Below are 14,288 nucleotides of genomic sequence, written 5' to 3'. Positions count from 1 at the left end.
GTGCTGGGCAAGCTCTCGGGCGCCTTCGGCCTGTCGCTCTCGGCCCTGCTGGCCCTGGCCGAGGACCAGGGTGGCGAGCGCTTGAGCCGCCGCGCCGCGCAGCCGGTGTGGCAGGACCCCGAGACCGGCTACCGGCGCCGTGTGGTCTCGCCGCGCGGCGAGCGCGGGCCGGGCGGCATCGAGCTGCTGGAGATCGAGCTGCCGCCAGGCGCCGAGGTGCCCTACCCGGCCGCGGCCTTCGCATTCCAGCAGCAGCTGATCCTGGTGACCGAAGGCGTGCTGCAGTTCGACGAAGGCGCGCAACGCCACCGCCTGGCCGCGGGCGACTGCCTGCAGCTGGGCGCCCCGGCCGACTGCCGCTTCGTGAATGCCGGCAAGCGCAGCTGCCGCTACCTGGTCGTGCTGGCATCACGCTGATGACGCGTCTTTGGCGCGCTAGCAACTTGTTGCGTCCGATCCACTGAACAGGGGACGCCTCGCACCCGCGGGGTTGACGGCACGCGCACGCTCGATTAACTTTCGGGCCTCTTTCCCGCAACCCAACGCCGAGGAGGTGTCGCATGAACAGCCGCATGAACGCCATCGACGCACGCACTGCCAGCGTGACGTGGGTTGCTGCCTGCCTGGAACGCTCCAGCAACGGGCTCATTCACCAACCGCTGCAGGTCCTCATTCCGGGCGAGGGACCAGGCGCTTAGTCGCCCCCTCCAGCCAGGCGCTCGCAGAGCGCCGCTGAAGGCCCGGACACCGCAAGGTTCCGGGCCTTTCTGATTTTCCGGACTCGCTTTTCGCATGCATCCGCGCAGCCCGCGCACGGTGGGGCTGGGCGGGCGCAGGGGCGTCGCTTTGCCTCGACGTCTTGTCATCCCAAGCACCGTGCACCCACTGAAAGTCCATCATGGAAACCTTGAAGTTCTCTCTGCTCTCGTTGAAGGCGCGCCTGGCCGGCGCGGTGTTCGGCGTGGTCTCCAGCCTGGCCGTGTTTGCCGCTGTCGTGGTGCTGTTTGCATCCGCCTCCGGCGAAACCGATCCGGTGCTGGCCAAGCTGAAACCCGCACCCGCGGCCAGTGAAGCGCTGGGCAAGCTCGCCAGCCGCTCGCCGCGCGGATGAGGACGGCCGTCATGGCCGCTCTCATCGCCCGCCGCCATCACCTTCCCGGTGGTGGCGGCACCTCTCATGCGCTAACACCGATTCAGCGCGTCCATCCGCGCCCGCTTCACGCCTGGTCGATCGCCGCCGCCAGGCGCTCGATGTCGCTCATCTCGTTGTAGACCTGCGCCGCCACGCGCAGCCACAGGCGTCCGTCGCGCGCCGACACCCCCACCTCGATCTGGTGCTCGCGCAACAGCCATTCGCGCAGGCCCGCCGCCTGGTCCGCCGTCTGCCCCAGCCGTGCCGGCAGCGGCAGGCTCACCATGCAACCGACCAGCGTCTGCGGTGTCTCCCACGCCGTGCCCCACCGTGCCGTCAGGTAGCCCGCGGCCTGCCAGGCCAGCGCATGGTTGTACCGGCGCATCGCCTCGGCACCCAGCACCTCGTCGATGAAGCGGATGCCCTCGGGCGCGCAGAGGAAGGGCGACGGATCGCGTGTGCCGGTCCAATCGAATTCCTGGTGCCAGCCGACATCCAGGCCCCACGAGATGATCGGCGGGTGCAGGCCTTCGCGCCGTTCGGGCGCCGCCCACAGCACGCCGCAGCCGCGCGGCGCGAACGCCCATTTGTGCAGATTGGCCGCGTACCAGTCGACACCCAGCGCGGGGATGTCCAGCGCAATCGCGCCCGGCGCATGCGCGCCGTCGGCCAGCACCGGCACGCCGCGCGCTCGGCACAGCGCCGCCAGGGCCTGCAGCGGCAGCAGCAATGCGGTCTCGGAGCTGATGTGGTCGATGATCGCCAGCCGTGTGCGCGGCGACAGCGCGGCTTCGAGCGCGCCTGTCGCGTCCTCGGCCCGCCGCAGCGGGAACGGCAGCGGCACCGTCACCACCACCGCGCCGGTCTGCCGCGCGATGAAGGCCGCGGTGCGCGCCACCGCGCCGTAGGCCTGGTCGAACAGCACGATCTCGTCGCCCGGCGCAAAGCGCAGCGACCGCAGCACGGCGTTGACGCCTGCACTCGCGTTGTCGACGAACACCAGGTCGTCGCCCCGCGCGCCCAGGAACCCGGCCACCGCCGCTGCCGCGGCACGCAGGCGCGTCGGGCGTGCTGGCGGCTCGGGCGCCAGGCTCATCAGCTCGCGCGCGATGAAGCGCGCCGGGTGCGCCTCGATCTGCCGCTGCAGCGCCTGCTGCGCCTCGATCACCCGCCGCGGTGCGACGCCAAAGGTGCCATGGTTCAGGTACACCGCCTGCGGATCGAGGTACCAGTGCGCCAGCATCGCGCGGCCGAAGCGCGCCGTGTCGGTTGTGCTCATCGGGCCATTCTGGCCGCGAAGCCGCTACTCCTTGACCGAGCCGGTCATGCCCGAGACGTAGTGCTCGACGAAGAACGAGTAGACGAAGGCCACCGGCAGGGAGCCCAGCAGTGCGCCGGCCATCAGCGGCCCCCAGTGGTAGACGTCGCCCTCGACCAGTTCGGTGACGACGCCCACCGGCACCGTCTTCATCTCCGACGACGAGATGAAGGTCAGCGCGTAGATGAACTCGTTCCAGCTCAAGGTGAACGCGAAGATGCCGGCCGAGATCAGGCCCGGAATGGCCAGCGGCAGCACGATCTTGGTCAGGATCTGCCAGCGCGTGGCGCCGTCGATCAGCGCGCACTCCTCCAGCTCGTAGGGAATCGAGCGGAAGTAGCCCATCAGCAGCCAGGTGCAGAACGGGATCAGGAAGGTCGGGTAGGTCAGGATCAGCGCCCAGCGCGTGTCGAACAGCCCGAGCTGGAAGATGATGGCCGCCAAGGGAATGAACAGGATCGAGGGCGGCACCAGGTAGGCCAGGAAGATCGACAGGCCCACCTGCTTCGAGCCCTGGAAGCGCAGCCGCTCGATCGCATAGGCCGCCAGCACCGCCGCGGCCAGCGAAGCGCAGGTGGCCGTCACCGACACCAGCACCGTGTTCCACAGCCACTCGGGATACGCGGTCTCGAACAGCAGCTTGTGGAAGTGGTGCAGCGTGGGCTGCACCACCCAGAACGGATTGCCCTCGCGCGACAGCAGCTCCTGGTCCGGCTTGAACGCGGTGATGCCCATCCAGTAGAACGGGAACAGCAGCACGAAGAGAAAGGCCGCCAGCGGCAGGTACACGACGACGATGCGCCGCCGCCTCGTTTCCAGGTAGCCCATGCCCCCCTGGTCTTCCGTGGCCTCGCTCATGTGTCGCTGCCGCCCTGCTGCCAGGCCCGGCGCTGCAGCCCGAAGTAGCTGAACAGGATGGCGGCCAACAGGAACGGCACCATCGCGATGGCGATCGCCGCGCCTTCGCCCAGCGCGCCGCCGGGAATCGCGCGCTGGAACGACAAGGTCGCCATCAGGTGCGTGGCATTCAGCGGCCCGCCGCGGGTGATGACGTAGATCAGCTGGAAGTCGGTGAAGGTGAACAGCACCGAGAAGGTCATCACCACCGCGATGATCGGCGTCAGCAGCGGCAAGGTGACATGGCGAAACTGCTGCCAGGGCGTGGCGCCGTCGATCGCCGAGGCCTCGTAGAACGAGGGCGAGATGGTCTGCAGGCCCGCCAGCAGCGTGATCGCGACGAAGGGCACGCCGCGCCAGACGTTGGCGAAGATGGTCGACAGCCGCGCGTTCCACGGGTCGCCGAGGAAGTCGATGTAGTGGTCGATCAGCCCCAGCTTCACCAGCGCCCACGAGACGATCGAGAACTGCGCGTCGAAGATCCACCAGAACGCAATGGCCGAGAGCGCCGTGGGCACGATGTAGGGCAGCAGGATCACCGCGCGGAAGAAGGATTTCAGCCGCAGGTTGCGGTTCAGCAGCAGCGCCAGCCAGAGGCCGAAGCCGAACTTCAGCACGCTGGCCACCACGGTGTAGAAAAGCGTGTTGAACAGCGCCAGCCGCGTGACGCTGTCGCTCCACAGGTAGGCGTAGTTCTCCAGCCCCACCCACTGGCCGGCGCGGCCCACCTTGGCATCGGTGAAGCCGAGCCAGGTGCCCAGGCCCAGCGGGTAGGTCAGGAACAGCAGCAGCAGCACCGCCGCCGGCAGCATGAACAGCAGCCCCAGCACGTTGCGGTTGTTCTGCAGCTTCTCCAGCATGGTCGGTGGCCGCGCCTTTCAGCCGCTATCACACCTTGTAGTAGCGCTCGGCGCGCTTCTGCGCGCGCTCGGCGGCTTCCTTCGGCGTCTTGGCGCCGCTGGCCGCCTCGGCCACCATGTTGGTGACGATGAAATCCGCGCCGGCGCCGGCCGAGGCATAGCCCAGGCGGCCGGCGTAGCCCGCCGGGCGCATGTGCTTCACGCTGTCGCGGTAGGGGGTGTTCTTCGGGTCCACCGTCCACACCGCGCTCTTCTCGTAGCCGGCCAGCGGGTGGGCGATGTAGCCGCCGGCGGCCAGCAACCAGGGGTCGAACTGGTCCCACTCCATCATGAAGCGCAGGAACTCCTTGGCCGCCTGCGGGTACTTGGTGTACTTCATGATCATCTGGTTGAAGAACAGGTGGCTCTCGGTCGGCACGCCCACCGGCCCGATCGGGAAGGAGGCATGCTGGATGTCGGCCGCCATCTCCTTGAGCTTCGCGTCGGGGCTGTTCTTGGCCGCGTAGTAGATCGAGATGCCGTTGTTGGTGACGCTGACCTGCCCGTCGAGGAAGGCCTTGTTGTTGTTCGGGTCCAGCCACGACAGCGTGCCCGGGATGAAGGTGGCGTACATCTCCTTGGCGTACTCCAGTGCCTTCAGGGTCTCGGGGCTGTCGATCACCACCTTGTTGTCCTTGTCGACCAGCTTCGCGCCATGCGACCAGATCAGCCAGTTGGTCCACAGGCTGTCGCCGGTGGCGTTGCCCAGCGCGAAGCCGCCGGGCGTGCCCTTCTCCTTCAGCGCGCGCAGCATCTTCAGGAAGTCGTCGTTGTTCTTCGGGAAGGCATCGAAGCCGGCCGCCTTCAGCTGGCTCTGGCGGTAGACCATCATCGAGCCGGCCGCGCCCAGCGCAATGCCGATCCAGCGCTTGCCATCGGGCCTGAGGTAGGCCTCGCAGGCCGGGTACCAGCCGCCGTACTTCTTGCCGAGGTAGTCGGCCAGGTCGGTCACGTCGAGCAGCTTCTCGGGGTAGAGGTTGGCGTCGTCGTTGGTCGACAGGATGATGTCCGGCCCGGCGCCGGTGTTGGCCGCCACCGCGGCCTTGGGTCGCACGTCTTCCCAGCCTTCGTTGTCCACCCGCACCTCGATGCCGGTCTTCTCGGTGAACTTCCTGACGTTGGCCATGTAGGCGTCGATGTCGCCCTGCACGAAGCGGCTCCAGCGCAGCACGCGCAGCTTGGCGCCCTTTTCCGGCTTGTAGGCCAGCGTCTGCGCATGCACGGCCGGCGCCCACAGGCCGCCTGCGGTCAGGCCGGTGGCGGCGACACCGGCGGTGCCTTCGAGGAAGCGGCGGCGATTCAGGTCACTCATGGCAGGTCTCCTGGTTGTGGGGCGGGGCCCATGGGAAGAACTGGCTCTGCCAGGCTTCCCATGTCCCCCGCGGGGGGCGGCCGGCGCAGCCGGCCTGGGGGCGCATTCACGCCAGTCGCCGGCCCGAGCCGGCATCGAACACATGGGCACGCTGCAGGTCCGGCTGCAACCGGATCGTGCTGCCCGGGGCGAAGGCATGGCGGTCGTGGAACAGCACCTGCAGTTCCTTCCCCTGCGTGCTGCCCGGCATGCGGCAGGCGACGAAGGTGTCGGCCCCGGTGGGCTCGACCACCACCACCTCGGTGCGGATGCCGCCTTCGCTGCTGAGCGACAGGTGCTCGGGCCGCGTGCCGAAGATCACCGGCTGGCCGTCGAGCCCGCCGCTGTCCGGCGGTGCCGGCAGCCGCGTGCCGTCGCCCAGCTCCAGCTCGGCACCGGCGGCCGAGCGGCGCAGCGTCGCCGGCAGGAAGTTCATCGCCGGCGAGCCGATGAAGCCGGCGACGAACTGGTTCGCCGGCCGGTCGTACAGCGCGAGCGGGCTGCCGCGCTGCTCGACGCGGCCGTCGCGCATCACGACGATCTGGTCGCCCATCGTCATCGCCTCGATCTGGTCGTGCGTGACGTAGACCGATGTCGTGCCCAGGCGCTGGTGCAGTTCCTTGATCTCGGTGCGCATCGCCACACGCAGCTGCGCATCCAGGTTCGACAGCGGCTCGTCGAACAGGAACACCTGCGGGTCGCGCACGATCGCGCGGCCCATCGCCACGCGCTGGCGCTGGCCGCCGGAGAGCTGGCGCGGGTAGCGCTGCAGCAGCTCGGTCAGGCCCAGGATGGCGGCCGCACGCGAGACCTTGGCCTCGACCGTCGCGGCATCGGCCTTGGCCAGCATCAGCGCGAAAGCCAGGTTCTCGCGCACCGTCATGTGCGGGTACAGCGCGTAGTTCTGGAACACCATCGCGATGTCGCGCTGCTTGGGCGGCAGCTCGTTGACGCGGCGCTCGCCGATGCGGATCTCGCCGTCGCTGATCTGCTCCAGCCCGGCAATCATGCGCAGCAAGGTGCTCTTGCCGCAGCCCGAGGGCCCCACCAGCACGGTGAACGAGCCGTCGGCGATCTCGATGTCCACGCCATGCAGCACCTCGACGCTGCCGAAGCGCTTTCTCACCGCCGCGATCGTCACACTGGCCATGCCTCACACCCCACCCGAGAGGACCGGCAGCGACGATAAGGGCGCGCCGCCGCACGCCGCCATCGGACTTACCCGTTGTTGGCCCGCAAAGTTGTCTGATAACCTGATGACCATCATGGCCAGGACCCCGCGCACCCGCCGCCCCGCCGAGGACGCTGCAGCGCCGGCGCAGGGGCTGGGCCGCGAGACCCTGGCCGACCGCCTGGCCGATCGCCTGGCCGCGCAGATCGAACGCGGCGCCCTGCGGCCCGGCGACCGCCTGCCCACCGAAGCCCAGCTGTGCGCCGCCCACGGCGTGTCGCGCAGCGTGGTGCGCGAAGCGGTGCACCGGCTGAAGTCGCGCGGGCTGCTGCAGTCGCGCCAGGGATCGGGCGTGTTCGTCAGCACGCCCTCGGCGCACCGCGCGCTCGAATTCGATCCCAGCGTGCTCGAGTCCGTGGACGCGGTGGTGCAGGTGGTCGAAGTGCGCCGCGTGCTCGAGGGCGAGATCGCCGCGCTGGCGGCCGAGCGCGTCAACAAGACCCAGCTGGCGCGGCTGCAGCGCGCACTGGCGGCCATCGACACCGCGGTGGCCGCCGGCGGCGACGGGGTGGCCGAAGACCTGGCCTTCCACCGCGCCATCGGCGAAAGCACCGGCAACGCGCAGTTCCGCAGCGTGCTCGGCTTCTTCGAGCAGTACCTGCGCGAAGCCATGCGCATCACCCGCGGCAACGAGGCCCGCCGCGCCGACTTCATGGAAGCGGTGCGCAAGGAGCACCGCGCCATCCTCGACGCGATTGCCGGGCGCGACCCCCGGGCCGCGCGCCGTGCCGCCCTGCGCCACCTGACGAACGGCCAGCAGCGGCTCGAACTCGGCGGCGTGCTGCGCCGCCCGGCCATTCCCTCCCCTGCCACCAAGACCTCCCGCAAATGAAGATCCTGATCACCGGCGGCGCCGGCTTCGTTGGCACGCGCCTCGCACGCGCGCTGCTGGCCCGCGGCCACCTGAACCAACGCAGCCTGACGCAGCTGGTGCTGGCCGACCAGTTCGCGCCGCCGGCCGACCTGGTCGCCCAGCCGGGCGTGCAGGCGCGCGTCGGCCGGCTGCTCGACCAGTGCGCCGCACTGCGCGATGAGCCCTTCGACGGCGTGTTCCACCTGGCCTCGGCCGTCTCCGGCGAGTGCGAGGCCGACTTCGACCTCGGCCTGCGCAGCAACCTCGACAGCACGCGCGCGCTGCTGGACGCGCTGCGCCATGCCGGCAACGCGCCGCGGCTGGTGTTTTCCAGCTCGGTGGCGGTGTTCGGGCCCGATCCGTCGCGCCCGCTGCCGCCCATCGTGGCCGACGAAACGCTGCCCACGCCGCAGACCTCCTACGGCACGCACAAGCTGGTGTGCGAGTACCTGATTGCCGACTACACCCGCAAGGGCTACATCGACGGCCGCGCGGCACGGCTGATGACGGTCACCGTGCGGCCCGGGCGGCCGAACGGCGCGGCCTCGTCGTTCTTCAGCGGCATCATCCGCGAGCCGCTGGCCGGCGAGGACGCCATCCTGCCGGTGTCGCCCGAGGTCTCGCACCCGGTCTCCTCGCCGCGGCGCACGGTGGAAGGGCTGATCGCCGTCTTCGAGGCCAGCCGCGAGCAGCTGGGCGGGCGCATGGCGCTGAACCTGCCAGCACTCAATGTACGCGTCCACGAGATGCTGGCAGCGCTGGAACGCGTGGCCGGCCCCGCGGTGCGCGCCCGCGTGCGCGAGGTGCCGGATGCCACCATCCAGCGCATCGTCGGCGGCTGGGCTTCCGGCGCCAGCGCCGAGCGGGCGGCCCGGCTGGGCCTGCTGCCCGAGGCCCGCTTCGAGGACATCATCCGCGCCTACATCGCCGACAACGAAGCCCACCCCACGGCGCTGAAAGGACTGAACGCCTCATGAACCAGCTCGACCTGCAAGGCCGCGTCGCCATCGTCACCGGGGGCGCGCAAGGCATCGGCTACGCCATCTCGCAGCGCCTGCTGCGCTCGGGCGCGCGGGTGGCGCTGTGGGACCAGAACGCGCAGGGCCTGGCCGCGGCGCGCGAATCGCTCGCGGCCCTAGGGCCGGTGGACATGGTGACGGTGCAGCTGACCGATGAAGCGAGCGTCCATGCCGCCACGCAGCAGACCCTGGCCGCGGCCGGCCGCATCGACATCCTCGTGAACAACGCCGGCATCACCGGCGGCAACGGCACGACCTGGGAGCTGCCGCCAGACGTCTGGCGCCAGGTGCTGGAGGTGAACCTGGTGGCGCCCTACCTCACCTGCCGCGCGGTGGTGCCGCAGATGCTGGCGCAGGCCTACGGCCGCATCGTCAACATCGCGTCGGTGGCGGGCAAGGAAGGCAATCCGAATGCCTCGCACTACAGCGCGTCCAAGGCGGGCCTGATCGCACTGACCAAGTCGCTGGGCAAGGAACTCGCGCAGAAGGGCGTGCTGGTCAACGCCATCACCCCGGCCGCCGCCCGCACACCGATGTTCGACACGATGACGCAACAGCACATCGACTACATGCTGAGCAAGATCCCGATGGGCCGCTTCGTCGAGGTCGACGAGATCGCCGCGATGGTCGGCTGGCTGGCCAGCGAGGACTGCTCGTTCTCCACCGGCGCGGTGTTCGACATCTCCGGCGGACGGGCGACCTACTGATGCGGCGCCGACAGGCCGGACTGGCCCTGCTCGGATTGCTGGCCGGCTGCGGCGGCGGGGGCGGTGGCGCGTCCTCCAGCGGTGGCGGACCGGCGCCGGACAGCGGCATGCGCGACTTCCGTTCGCTGGCCGCGCAGGGCAACGGCACCACCTACGGCATCAACCTCTACCTGCCGCCGGCCAGCGCCGGGCCACGGTCGGCGCTGCCGGTGCTGTACGCGCTGGACGGCGAGACCTGGTTCGACATCATGGTGGCCATCGTCGAGGCCCAGGGCCTGGCCGTGATCATTGCCGCGATCAACTCCGGCGGGCTGCGCAACCGCGACTTCGTGCCGGCCAACAGCTGCACCACCGGTGGCGGGGGCCAGGCCGCGTTCTTCGATGTCATGCGTGGCGAACTGCTGCCCTTCATCGAGGCCCAGGTCGGCGGCGATCCGCGGCAACGCCTGCTGTTCGGCCATTCGCACGGCGGCAGCTTCGTGCTGTATGCGCTGTTCGCGCAGCCCCCGGGCACGCATGCCTTCAAGGCCTACCTCAGCGTCGACGCGTCCATCGGCTGCATGCCCGAGACGGTCCAGGGCTGGGAGCAGGCCTATGCCGCGGCCCATGCCGAGCTGCCGGTGCGGTTGCACCTGAGCTCGGCCTCGGCCGGCAACGCGCAGGCCAACGTGGCGTTCGGCCAGGTGCTCGAACAACGCCACTATGCGCGGCTGGCGTTGCGGCAGCAGGTCTACAACGGCACCCATGGCGGCATCGTGCCGCAGGCCCTCTCCGAGGGGCTGGCCTTTGGGCTGGCCAGCGGCGGCTAGCCGGGGGTCAGCGCAGCGCCTGCTTCAGCAGCTCGGCAAACGCCTGCGGCTGGTCGACCATCACGTGGTGGTCGGCGTCGGGCACCTCGGCGGTGGTGGTGCCGGGCGGCGCCTGGCTCAGCGCGTAGTCCATCAGCGCCGGGGTCACCAGGCGCGAGCGGGCGCCGCGCACCAGCACGATGGGGCATTGCGCCTGGCCGAGGTCGCGCTGCGGCGTGCCGAACGTGAAGCCCTCGAACAGGAAGGGATCGAAGCGCCAGGTCCAGCCACCGTCCACCGCCTTCAGCGAATGACGCGCAATGTGATCGACCACGAACAGGTGCTCGCAGCGCTGCGGCGGCAGGAAGCGAAAGCGCATCAGCGCCTCTTCGGGCGACAGGTACACGCGTGAAGGCTGCGGCCGGCGCCGCTGGCGCTGGCGCTCGGCCTGCTGTGCCGGCATGCGCAGCGGCGCGTCGATGACCATCGTGCCGCGCAGGCGGCGGCCCCAGCGCGCGGCCGCCGTCATCGCGACGAAGCCGCCGAAGGAATGCGCGGCCAGCCAGGGCGCGACCGGGCCCTCGAACAGGCCGGCGGCCTCGGCCGCGGCCTCGGCCTCGTCGGACCATTGCGCGATGCCATAGCGCTCGCGCCAGTCGGAGCCGCCCATGCCGGACAGCGACATCGCCGCCACGCGGTAGCCGGCCTGCGCCACCAGCGGCGCGATGAAGGCATACCAGTCGGCATGCGCGGCATTGCCGTGCAGCAGCAGCAGGCCGGGGTCGCCGCGGCGGCCCCAGGTGAGCAGCTCGATGCCGGCGCCTTGCACGTCGATGCGCCGGCGTTCGGGGGCATCGGCCAGCGCGGCCTCGAACCACGCGGGCGCCGGGGGCGGCTCGCCGTACAGGTGCGCCAGCGGCGGCGGCTCGGGGCGCTCGGGCTCGTCGCCCGAGTCGTCCTGCGGCTCTTCGGTGGGTTCGCCCGCCATCAGCCGCGGCCGGCCGCTGCCATCGCCTGGCCGACCTCGTTCGTGCCCTGGGCCGCGCCACTGGCCGGCACTGTCTCGCCCGCGCGGTCGCTCACCTGGGCCCAGGCCGCGGCCAGCCGCTCCGGCGTGTCCTCGGTCAGGCCCAGGTGCAGGCCCTGCGTCAGCGTGATGTGCGCGGCCTCGTAGGTGCCGGCGCCGGCGCAGGCAATGGCGCGGGTCGGCGCGCCCTCGCTGGCCAGCACCAGCATGGCCGGCACCACGGCTTCGGGCTTCAGCGCGGCCAGCACCGCCGGCGGCATCAGGTCCTCGGTCATGCGCGTGGCGGCGGTGGGCGCCAGGCAGTTGACGCGGATGTCGTGCTTCGCGCCTTCGATGGCCAGCGTCTGCATCAGGCCCACCAGCGCCATCTTCGCGGCACCGTAGTTGGCCTGGCCGAAGTTGCCGTACAGGCCCGAGCTCGAGGTCGTCATCACGATGCGACCGTACTTGCGCTCGGTCATGATCGGCCAGACGGCCTTGCTGCAGTGCACCGCGCCCATCAGGTGCACGTCGACGACGAGGCGGAAGTCCTCGAGCGTCATCTTGCCGAAGCTCTTGTCGCGCAGGATGCCGGCGTTGTTGACGAGGATGTCGACCCGGCCCCAGGCGTCCATGGCCTGCTGCACCATGGCCTGCACCGCGTCGAAGTCGGTGACCGAGGCGCCATTGGCAATCGCCTGGCCGCCGGCGGCGCGGATCTCGTCGACCACCGCCTGCGCCGCGCTGACCGAGCCGCCGGACCCGTCGCGGGCACCGCCCAGGTCGTTGACCAGCACCTTCGCGCCGCGCGCGGCCAGCGCCAGCGCATGGCAGCGGCCCAGGCCGTTGCCGGCGCCGGTGACGATGGCCACCCGATCGGTGAATTGCAGACTCATCTCGTGCTCGCCTTGCGTTGCTGTGACAAGGCGACGCTTATACCGCGCCGGGCGCGCCGGGGCTGTCACCCGCTTGACCCGGCGCGCCGCTCCACAATGCCGCATGTCCAGCCAGACCCTGCTGTGGATCGACGACACCACGCCGCTGCCGCCCACGCACCGCGCGCTGGGTCCGCACAGTGACGCGCCCGGGCTGCTGGCCGCGGGCGGCAGCGTCACGCCCCGGCGGCTGGAGGAGGCCTACCACGCCGGCGTGTTCCCCTGGTACAGCCCGGGCCAGCCCACGCTGTGGTGGAGCCCCGATCCGCGCATGGTGCTGCCGGTGGCCGAATTCAAGCTCGCGCCTTCGCTGCGCAAGACCATCCGCCGCTTCCTGCGCACGTCGGGCTGCGAGATCCGCATCGACAGCGCCTTCCGCCGCGTGATGGAGGCCTGCGCCAGCGCGCCGCGCGAAGGACAGCATGGCACCTGGATCGTGCCCGAGCTGATCGAGGCCTACGTGGCCTGGCACCGCGCCGGCCGCGCGCACAGCTTCGAGACCTGGATCGACGGCGAGCTGGCCGGTGGGCTCTACGGCGTGGGCATCGGTCGCATGTTCTACGGCGAATCGATGTTCACCCGGCGCACCGACGCCTCGAAGATCGCGCTGGCCGCGCTGGTCGCGTTCTGTCGTGCGCACGGCATCACGCTGATCGATTGCCAGCAGTACACGCAACACCTGGCCTCGTTCGGCGCGCGGGAGATTTCACGGCGCGCCTTCGAAGCCCACCTGGCGCGCGCGCTGCCGGCTGCGGCGCCAGCGGCTTGGACCTATCATCGCGGGCTGTGGGGCCAGCTCGGCTTCGAGCCCGACCCCGCAGCCCCGGCCTAGGGCCCGATCAGCCCTGGCGCCTTCACTTCCCGGGACCCCTGTGCTGGCGTGACGCATCCGAAGGAGCTACCGCTGTCGTCGTTGCAGTTCTATGCAACGGCCCCCTACCCCTGCAGCTACCTGCCGGACCGGCTGGCACGCTCGCAGGTCGCCACGCCCAGCCACCTGATCCATGCCGACGCCTATTCCGGCCTGGTGGCCAACGGCTTCCGGCGCAGCGGCATGTTCACCTACCGGCCGTTCTGCGACAACTGCCGCGCCTGCGTGCCGTTGCGCCTGCCGGTGGCCGCCTTCGAACCCACGCGCAGTCAGCGCCGCGCCTGGAAGCGCCATGCGCACCTGAAGGCCCGCGTGCTGCGCCTGTGCTTCGTGCCCGAGCACTACCAGCTCTACCTGCGCTACCAGTCCGGCCGCCATTCCGGCGGCGGCATGGACCACGACAGCGTCGACCAGTACACGCAGTTCCTGCTGCAAAGCCGCGTCAACTCGCGGCTGGTCGAGTTCCGCGAGCCGGCGCAAGGGCACGAGGCCGCCGGCACCCTGCGCATGGTGGCGATCGTCGACGTGCTCAACGACGGCATCTCGGCCGTCTACACCTTCTACGACCCTGACTACAAGGGCAGCCTCGGCACCTACAGCATCCTGTGGCAGATCGAGCAGACCCGGCAGCTGAAGCTGCCGCATGTCTACCTCGGCTACTGGATCAGCGAGAGCGACAAGATGGGCTACAAGGCCGAATTCCGGCCGCACCAGCTGCTCATCGACGGGCGCTGGCAGTACCCCGACGCGGCGCAGGCGCCGACGCCGGGCTGACGAAACCGCCGCGGCGCGCTGCCGCCGTGGCACGCGCAGCGGCCGAGGGCTTCGCCGTCGCGTTCTCGATCGGCACCGCCACCGCCGGCGCACACCCCAGCGACGCAAAAGTCGCCAGCAGCTCGCGCTTGAGCGCCCGCAGCTGGCGCATGTGGGCATCGATCTCGGCGATCTTGGCCTGCAGGTGCTGCTCGATCTCGCGCCGATCGACCCGGCCCGCTTCCAGCCGCGGCAGGATCCAGCGGATCTCGGCCAGCGAGAAGCCCAGCGCCTGCGCGCTGCGCACGAAGCGCACGCGCGCCGCATGCGTGTCGCCGTAGCGGCGGTAGCCGTTGGCGCCGCGCGCCGGTGGCGCCAGCAAGCCTTCGCGCTCGTAGTAGCGCAGCGTGTCGGGCGTGGTGCCGGTCAGCTGGGCCAGGGTGCCGATGTTCATCGTGGGGCTCGCCGCAGGAAACGCTTGACCTTGGAGTCTACTCAAGGCTTGAGACTGCGCGCCTTCGCTACTCC

General features: G+C 70.4%; 17 protein-coding genes. 9 read left to right on the top strand and 8 right to left on the bottom strand.

Features of this window, described 5'->3' with window-relative positions; translation table 11 throughout:
- The 3 genes from ACILR4_RS05950 to ACILR4_RS05940 all read left to right on the top strand — a co-directional run.
- A partial coding sequence (locus ACILR4_RS05950) for a LacI family transcriptional regulator (protein WP_395699917.1) occupies window positions 1-417 on the top strand: 417 nt, incomplete at its 5' end.
- 143 nt (window positions 418-560) lie between these two features.
- Window positions 561-698 (top strand): hypothetical protein, encoded by a 138-nt coding sequence (locus ACILR4_RS05945; protein ID WP_395699916.1) that lies wholly within the window; start codon window positions 561-563, stop codon window positions 696-698.
- 200 nt (window positions 699-898) lie between these two features.
- Window positions 899-1,111, top strand: a complete 213-nt coding sequence (locus tag ACILR4_RS05940) for a hypothetical protein (RefSeq protein ID WP_395699915.1) — start codon at window positions 899-901, stop codon at window positions 1,109-1,111.
- Between the two features lie 106 nt (window positions 1,112-1,217).
- Here ACILR4_RS05940 and ACILR4_RS05935 read toward each other — a convergent pair whose 3' ends face one another.
- The 5 genes from ACILR4_RS05935 to ACILR4_RS05915 form a co-directional block, all read right to left on the bottom strand.
- Window positions 1,218-2,411, bottom strand: coding sequence for an aminotransferase class V-fold PLP-dependent enzyme (locus ACILR4_RS05935; RefSeq protein WP_395699914.1), 1,194 nt, complete (start codon window positions 2,409-2,411; stop codon window positions 1,218-1,220).
- 24 nt (window positions 2,412-2,435) lie between these two features.
- On the bottom strand, window positions 2,436-3,308 hold the full coding sequence (locus tag ACILR4_RS05930) for a carbohydrate ABC transporter permease (protein ID WP_395699913.1): 873 nt from the start codon (window positions 3,306-3,308) through the stop codon (window positions 2,436-2,438).
- Window positions 3,305-4,207, bottom strand: coding sequence for a carbohydrate ABC transporter permease (locus tag ACILR4_RS05925; protein ID WP_395699912.1), 903 nt, complete (start codon window positions 4,205-4,207; stop codon window positions 3,305-3,307). Before ACILR4_RS05925 ends, ACILR4_RS05930 begins: the two co-directional genes overlap by 4 nt.
- A gap of 28 nt (window positions 4,208-4,235) precedes the next feature.
- Window positions 4,236-5,558, bottom strand: coding sequence for an ABC transporter substrate-binding protein (locus tag ACILR4_RS05920; RefSeq protein WP_395699911.1), 1,323 nt, complete (start codon window positions 5,556-5,558; stop codon window positions 4,236-4,238).
- A gap of 106 nt (window positions 5,559-5,664) precedes the next feature.
- The gene (locus ACILR4_RS05915; protein WP_395699910.1) at window positions 5,665-6,747 is read right to left on the bottom strand and encodes an ABC transporter ATP-binding protein; all 1,083 of its coding nucleotides are present in this window, start codon (window positions 6,745-6,747) and stop codon (window positions 5,665-5,667) included.
- A 115-nt stretch (window positions 6,748-6,862) separates the two neighbouring features.
- Here ACILR4_RS05915 and ACILR4_RS05910 point away from each other — a divergent pair, with 115 nt between their 5' ends.
- Genes ACILR4_RS05910 through ACILR4_RS05895 form a run of 4 tightly spaced genes read left to right on the top strand, consistent with a single transcriptional unit; the run spans window position 6,863 to window position 10,216 of the window.
- Window positions 6,863-7,660 (top strand): FadR/GntR family transcriptional regulator, encoded by a 798-nt coding sequence (locus tag ACILR4_RS05910; RefSeq protein WP_395699909.1) that lies wholly within the window; start codon window positions 6,863-6,865, stop codon window positions 7,658-7,660.
- Window positions 7,657-8,658, top strand: coding sequence for a D-erythronate dehydrogenase (gene denD, locus ACILR4_RS05905; RefSeq protein ID WP_395699908.1), 1,002 nt, complete (start codon window positions 7,657-7,659; stop codon window positions 8,656-8,658). The genes ACILR4_RS05910 and denD overlap by 4 nt, the downstream gene beginning before the upstream one ends.
- On the top strand, window positions 8,655-9,407 hold the full coding sequence (locus ACILR4_RS05900; RefSeq protein ID WP_395699907.1) for an SDR family NAD(P)-dependent oxidoreductase: 753 nt from the start codon (window positions 8,655-8,657) through the stop codon (window positions 9,405-9,407). Before denD ends, ACILR4_RS05900 begins: the two co-directional genes overlap by 4 nt.
- Window positions 9,407-10,216, top strand: a complete 810-nt coding sequence (locus tag ACILR4_RS05895) for an alpha/beta hydrolase (protein WP_395699906.1) — start codon at window positions 9,407-9,409, stop codon at window positions 10,214-10,216. Before ACILR4_RS05900 ends, ACILR4_RS05895 begins: the two co-directional genes overlap by 1 nt.
- A 7-nt stretch (window positions 10,217-10,223) precedes the next feature.
- Here the strand turns inward: ACILR4_RS05895 and ACILR4_RS05890 are convergent, their stop codons facing one another.
- The gene (locus ACILR4_RS05890; protein ID WP_395699905.1) at window positions 10,224-11,183 is read right to left on the bottom strand and encodes an alpha/beta fold hydrolase; all 960 of its coding nucleotides are present in this window, start codon (window positions 11,181-11,183) and stop codon (window positions 10,224-10,226) included.
- The gene (locus ACILR4_RS05885; protein WP_395699904.1) at window positions 11,183-12,097 is read right to left on the bottom strand and encodes an SDR family NAD(P)-dependent oxidoreductase; all 915 of its coding nucleotides are present in this window, start codon (window positions 12,095-12,097) and stop codon (window positions 11,183-11,185) included. Before ACILR4_RS05885 ends, ACILR4_RS05890 begins: the two co-directional genes overlap by 1 nt.
- Before the next feature lie 103 nt (window positions 12,098-12,200).
- On the opposite strand from ACILR4_RS05885, the gene aat reads away from it, so the two are divergent.
- Both aat and ACILR4_RS05875 read left to right on the top strand, forming a co-directional pair.
- Window positions 12,201-12,968: a leucyl/phenylalanyl-tRNA--protein transferase gene (gene aat, locus ACILR4_RS05880; RefSeq protein ID WP_395699903.1), complete on the top strand. Its 768-nt coding sequence runs from the start codon at window positions 12,201-12,203 to the stop codon at window positions 12,966-12,968.
- Window positions 12,969-13,016: 48 nt separating this feature from the next.
- Window positions 13,017-13,781 (top strand): arginyltransferase, encoded by a 765-nt coding sequence (locus tag ACILR4_RS05875; RefSeq protein ID WP_395699902.1) that lies wholly within the window; start codon window positions 13,017-13,019, stop codon window positions 13,779-13,781.
- Here the strand turns inward: ACILR4_RS05875 and ACILR4_RS05870 are convergent.
- Window positions 13,726-14,214 (bottom strand): heavy metal-responsive transcriptional regulator, encoded by a 489-nt coding sequence (locus ACILR4_RS05870; protein WP_395699901.1) that lies wholly within the window; start codon window positions 14,212-14,214, stop codon window positions 13,726-13,728. The genes ACILR4_RS05875 and ACILR4_RS05870 overlap by 56 nt on opposite strands.
- Window positions 14,215-14,288 lie beyond the last annotated feature (74 nt).

Source organism: Aquabacterium sp., assembly GCF_044226965.1.
Classification (GTDB): domain Bacteria; phylum Pseudomonadota; class Gammaproteobacteria; order Burkholderiales; family Burkholderiaceae_C; genus Pseudaquabacterium.
The sequence above is the reverse complement of the archived record's forward strand: the minus strand, read 5'-3'. Positions and strand labels throughout refer to the sequence as shown.

Coding starts and splice junctions, on each gene's coding strand:
- ACILR4_RS05925 (WP_395699912.1), bottom strand. CDS start 4,207: ATGCTGGAGAAGCTGCAGAACAACCGCAACGTGCTGGGGCTGCTGTTC.
- aat (WP_395699903.1), top strand. CDS start 12,201: ATGTCCAGCCAGACCCTGCTGTGGATCGACGACACCACGCCGCTGCCG.
- ACILR4_RS05895 (WP_395699906.1), top strand. CDS start 9,407: ATGCGGCGCCGACAGGCCGGACTGGCCCTGCTCGGATTGCTGGCCGGC.
- ACILR4_RS05920 (WP_395699911.1), bottom strand. CDS start 5,558: ATGAGTGACCTGAATCGCCGCCGCTTCCTCGAAGGCACCGCCGGTGTC.
- denD (WP_395699908.1), top strand. CDS start 7,657: ATGAAGATCCTGATCACCGGCGGCGCCGGCTTCGTTGGCACGCGCCTC.
- ACILR4_RS05890 (WP_395699905.1), bottom strand. CDS start 11,183: ATGGCGGGCGAACCCACCGAAGAGCCGCAGGACGACTCGGGCGACGAG.
- ACILR4_RS05915 (WP_395699910.1), bottom strand. CDS start 6,747: ATGGCCAGTGTGACGATCGCGGCGGTGAGAAAGCGCTTCGGCAGCGTC.
- ACILR4_RS05940 (WP_395699915.1), top strand. CDS start 899: ATGGAAACCTTGAAGTTCTCTCTGCTCTCGTTGAAGGCGCGCCTGGCC.
- ACILR4_RS05935 (WP_395699914.1), bottom strand. CDS start 2,411: ATGAGCACAACCGACACGGCGCGCTTCGGCCGCGCGATGCTGGCGCAC.
- ACILR4_RS05900 (WP_395699907.1), top strand. CDS start 8,655: ATGAACCAGCTCGACCTGCAAGGCCGCGTCGCCATCGTCACCGGGGGC.
- ACILR4_RS05945 (WP_395699916.1), top strand. CDS start 561: ATGAACAGCCGCATGAACGCCATCGACGCACGCACTGCCAGCGTGACG.
- ACILR4_RS05910 (WP_395699909.1), top strand. CDS start 6,863: ATGGCCAGGACCCCGCGCACCCGCCGCCCCGCCGAGGACGCTGCAGCG.
- ACILR4_RS05930 (WP_395699913.1), bottom strand. CDS start 3,308: ATGAGCGAGGCCACGGAAGACCAGGGGGGCATGGGCTACCTGGAAACG.
- ACILR4_RS05870 (WP_395699901.1), bottom strand. CDS start 14,214: ATGAACATCGGCACCCTGGCCCAGCTGACCGGCACCACGCCCGACACG.
- ACILR4_RS05885 (WP_395699904.1), bottom strand. CDS start 12,097: ATGAGTCTGCAATTCACCGATCGGGTGGCCATCGTCACCGGCGCCGGC.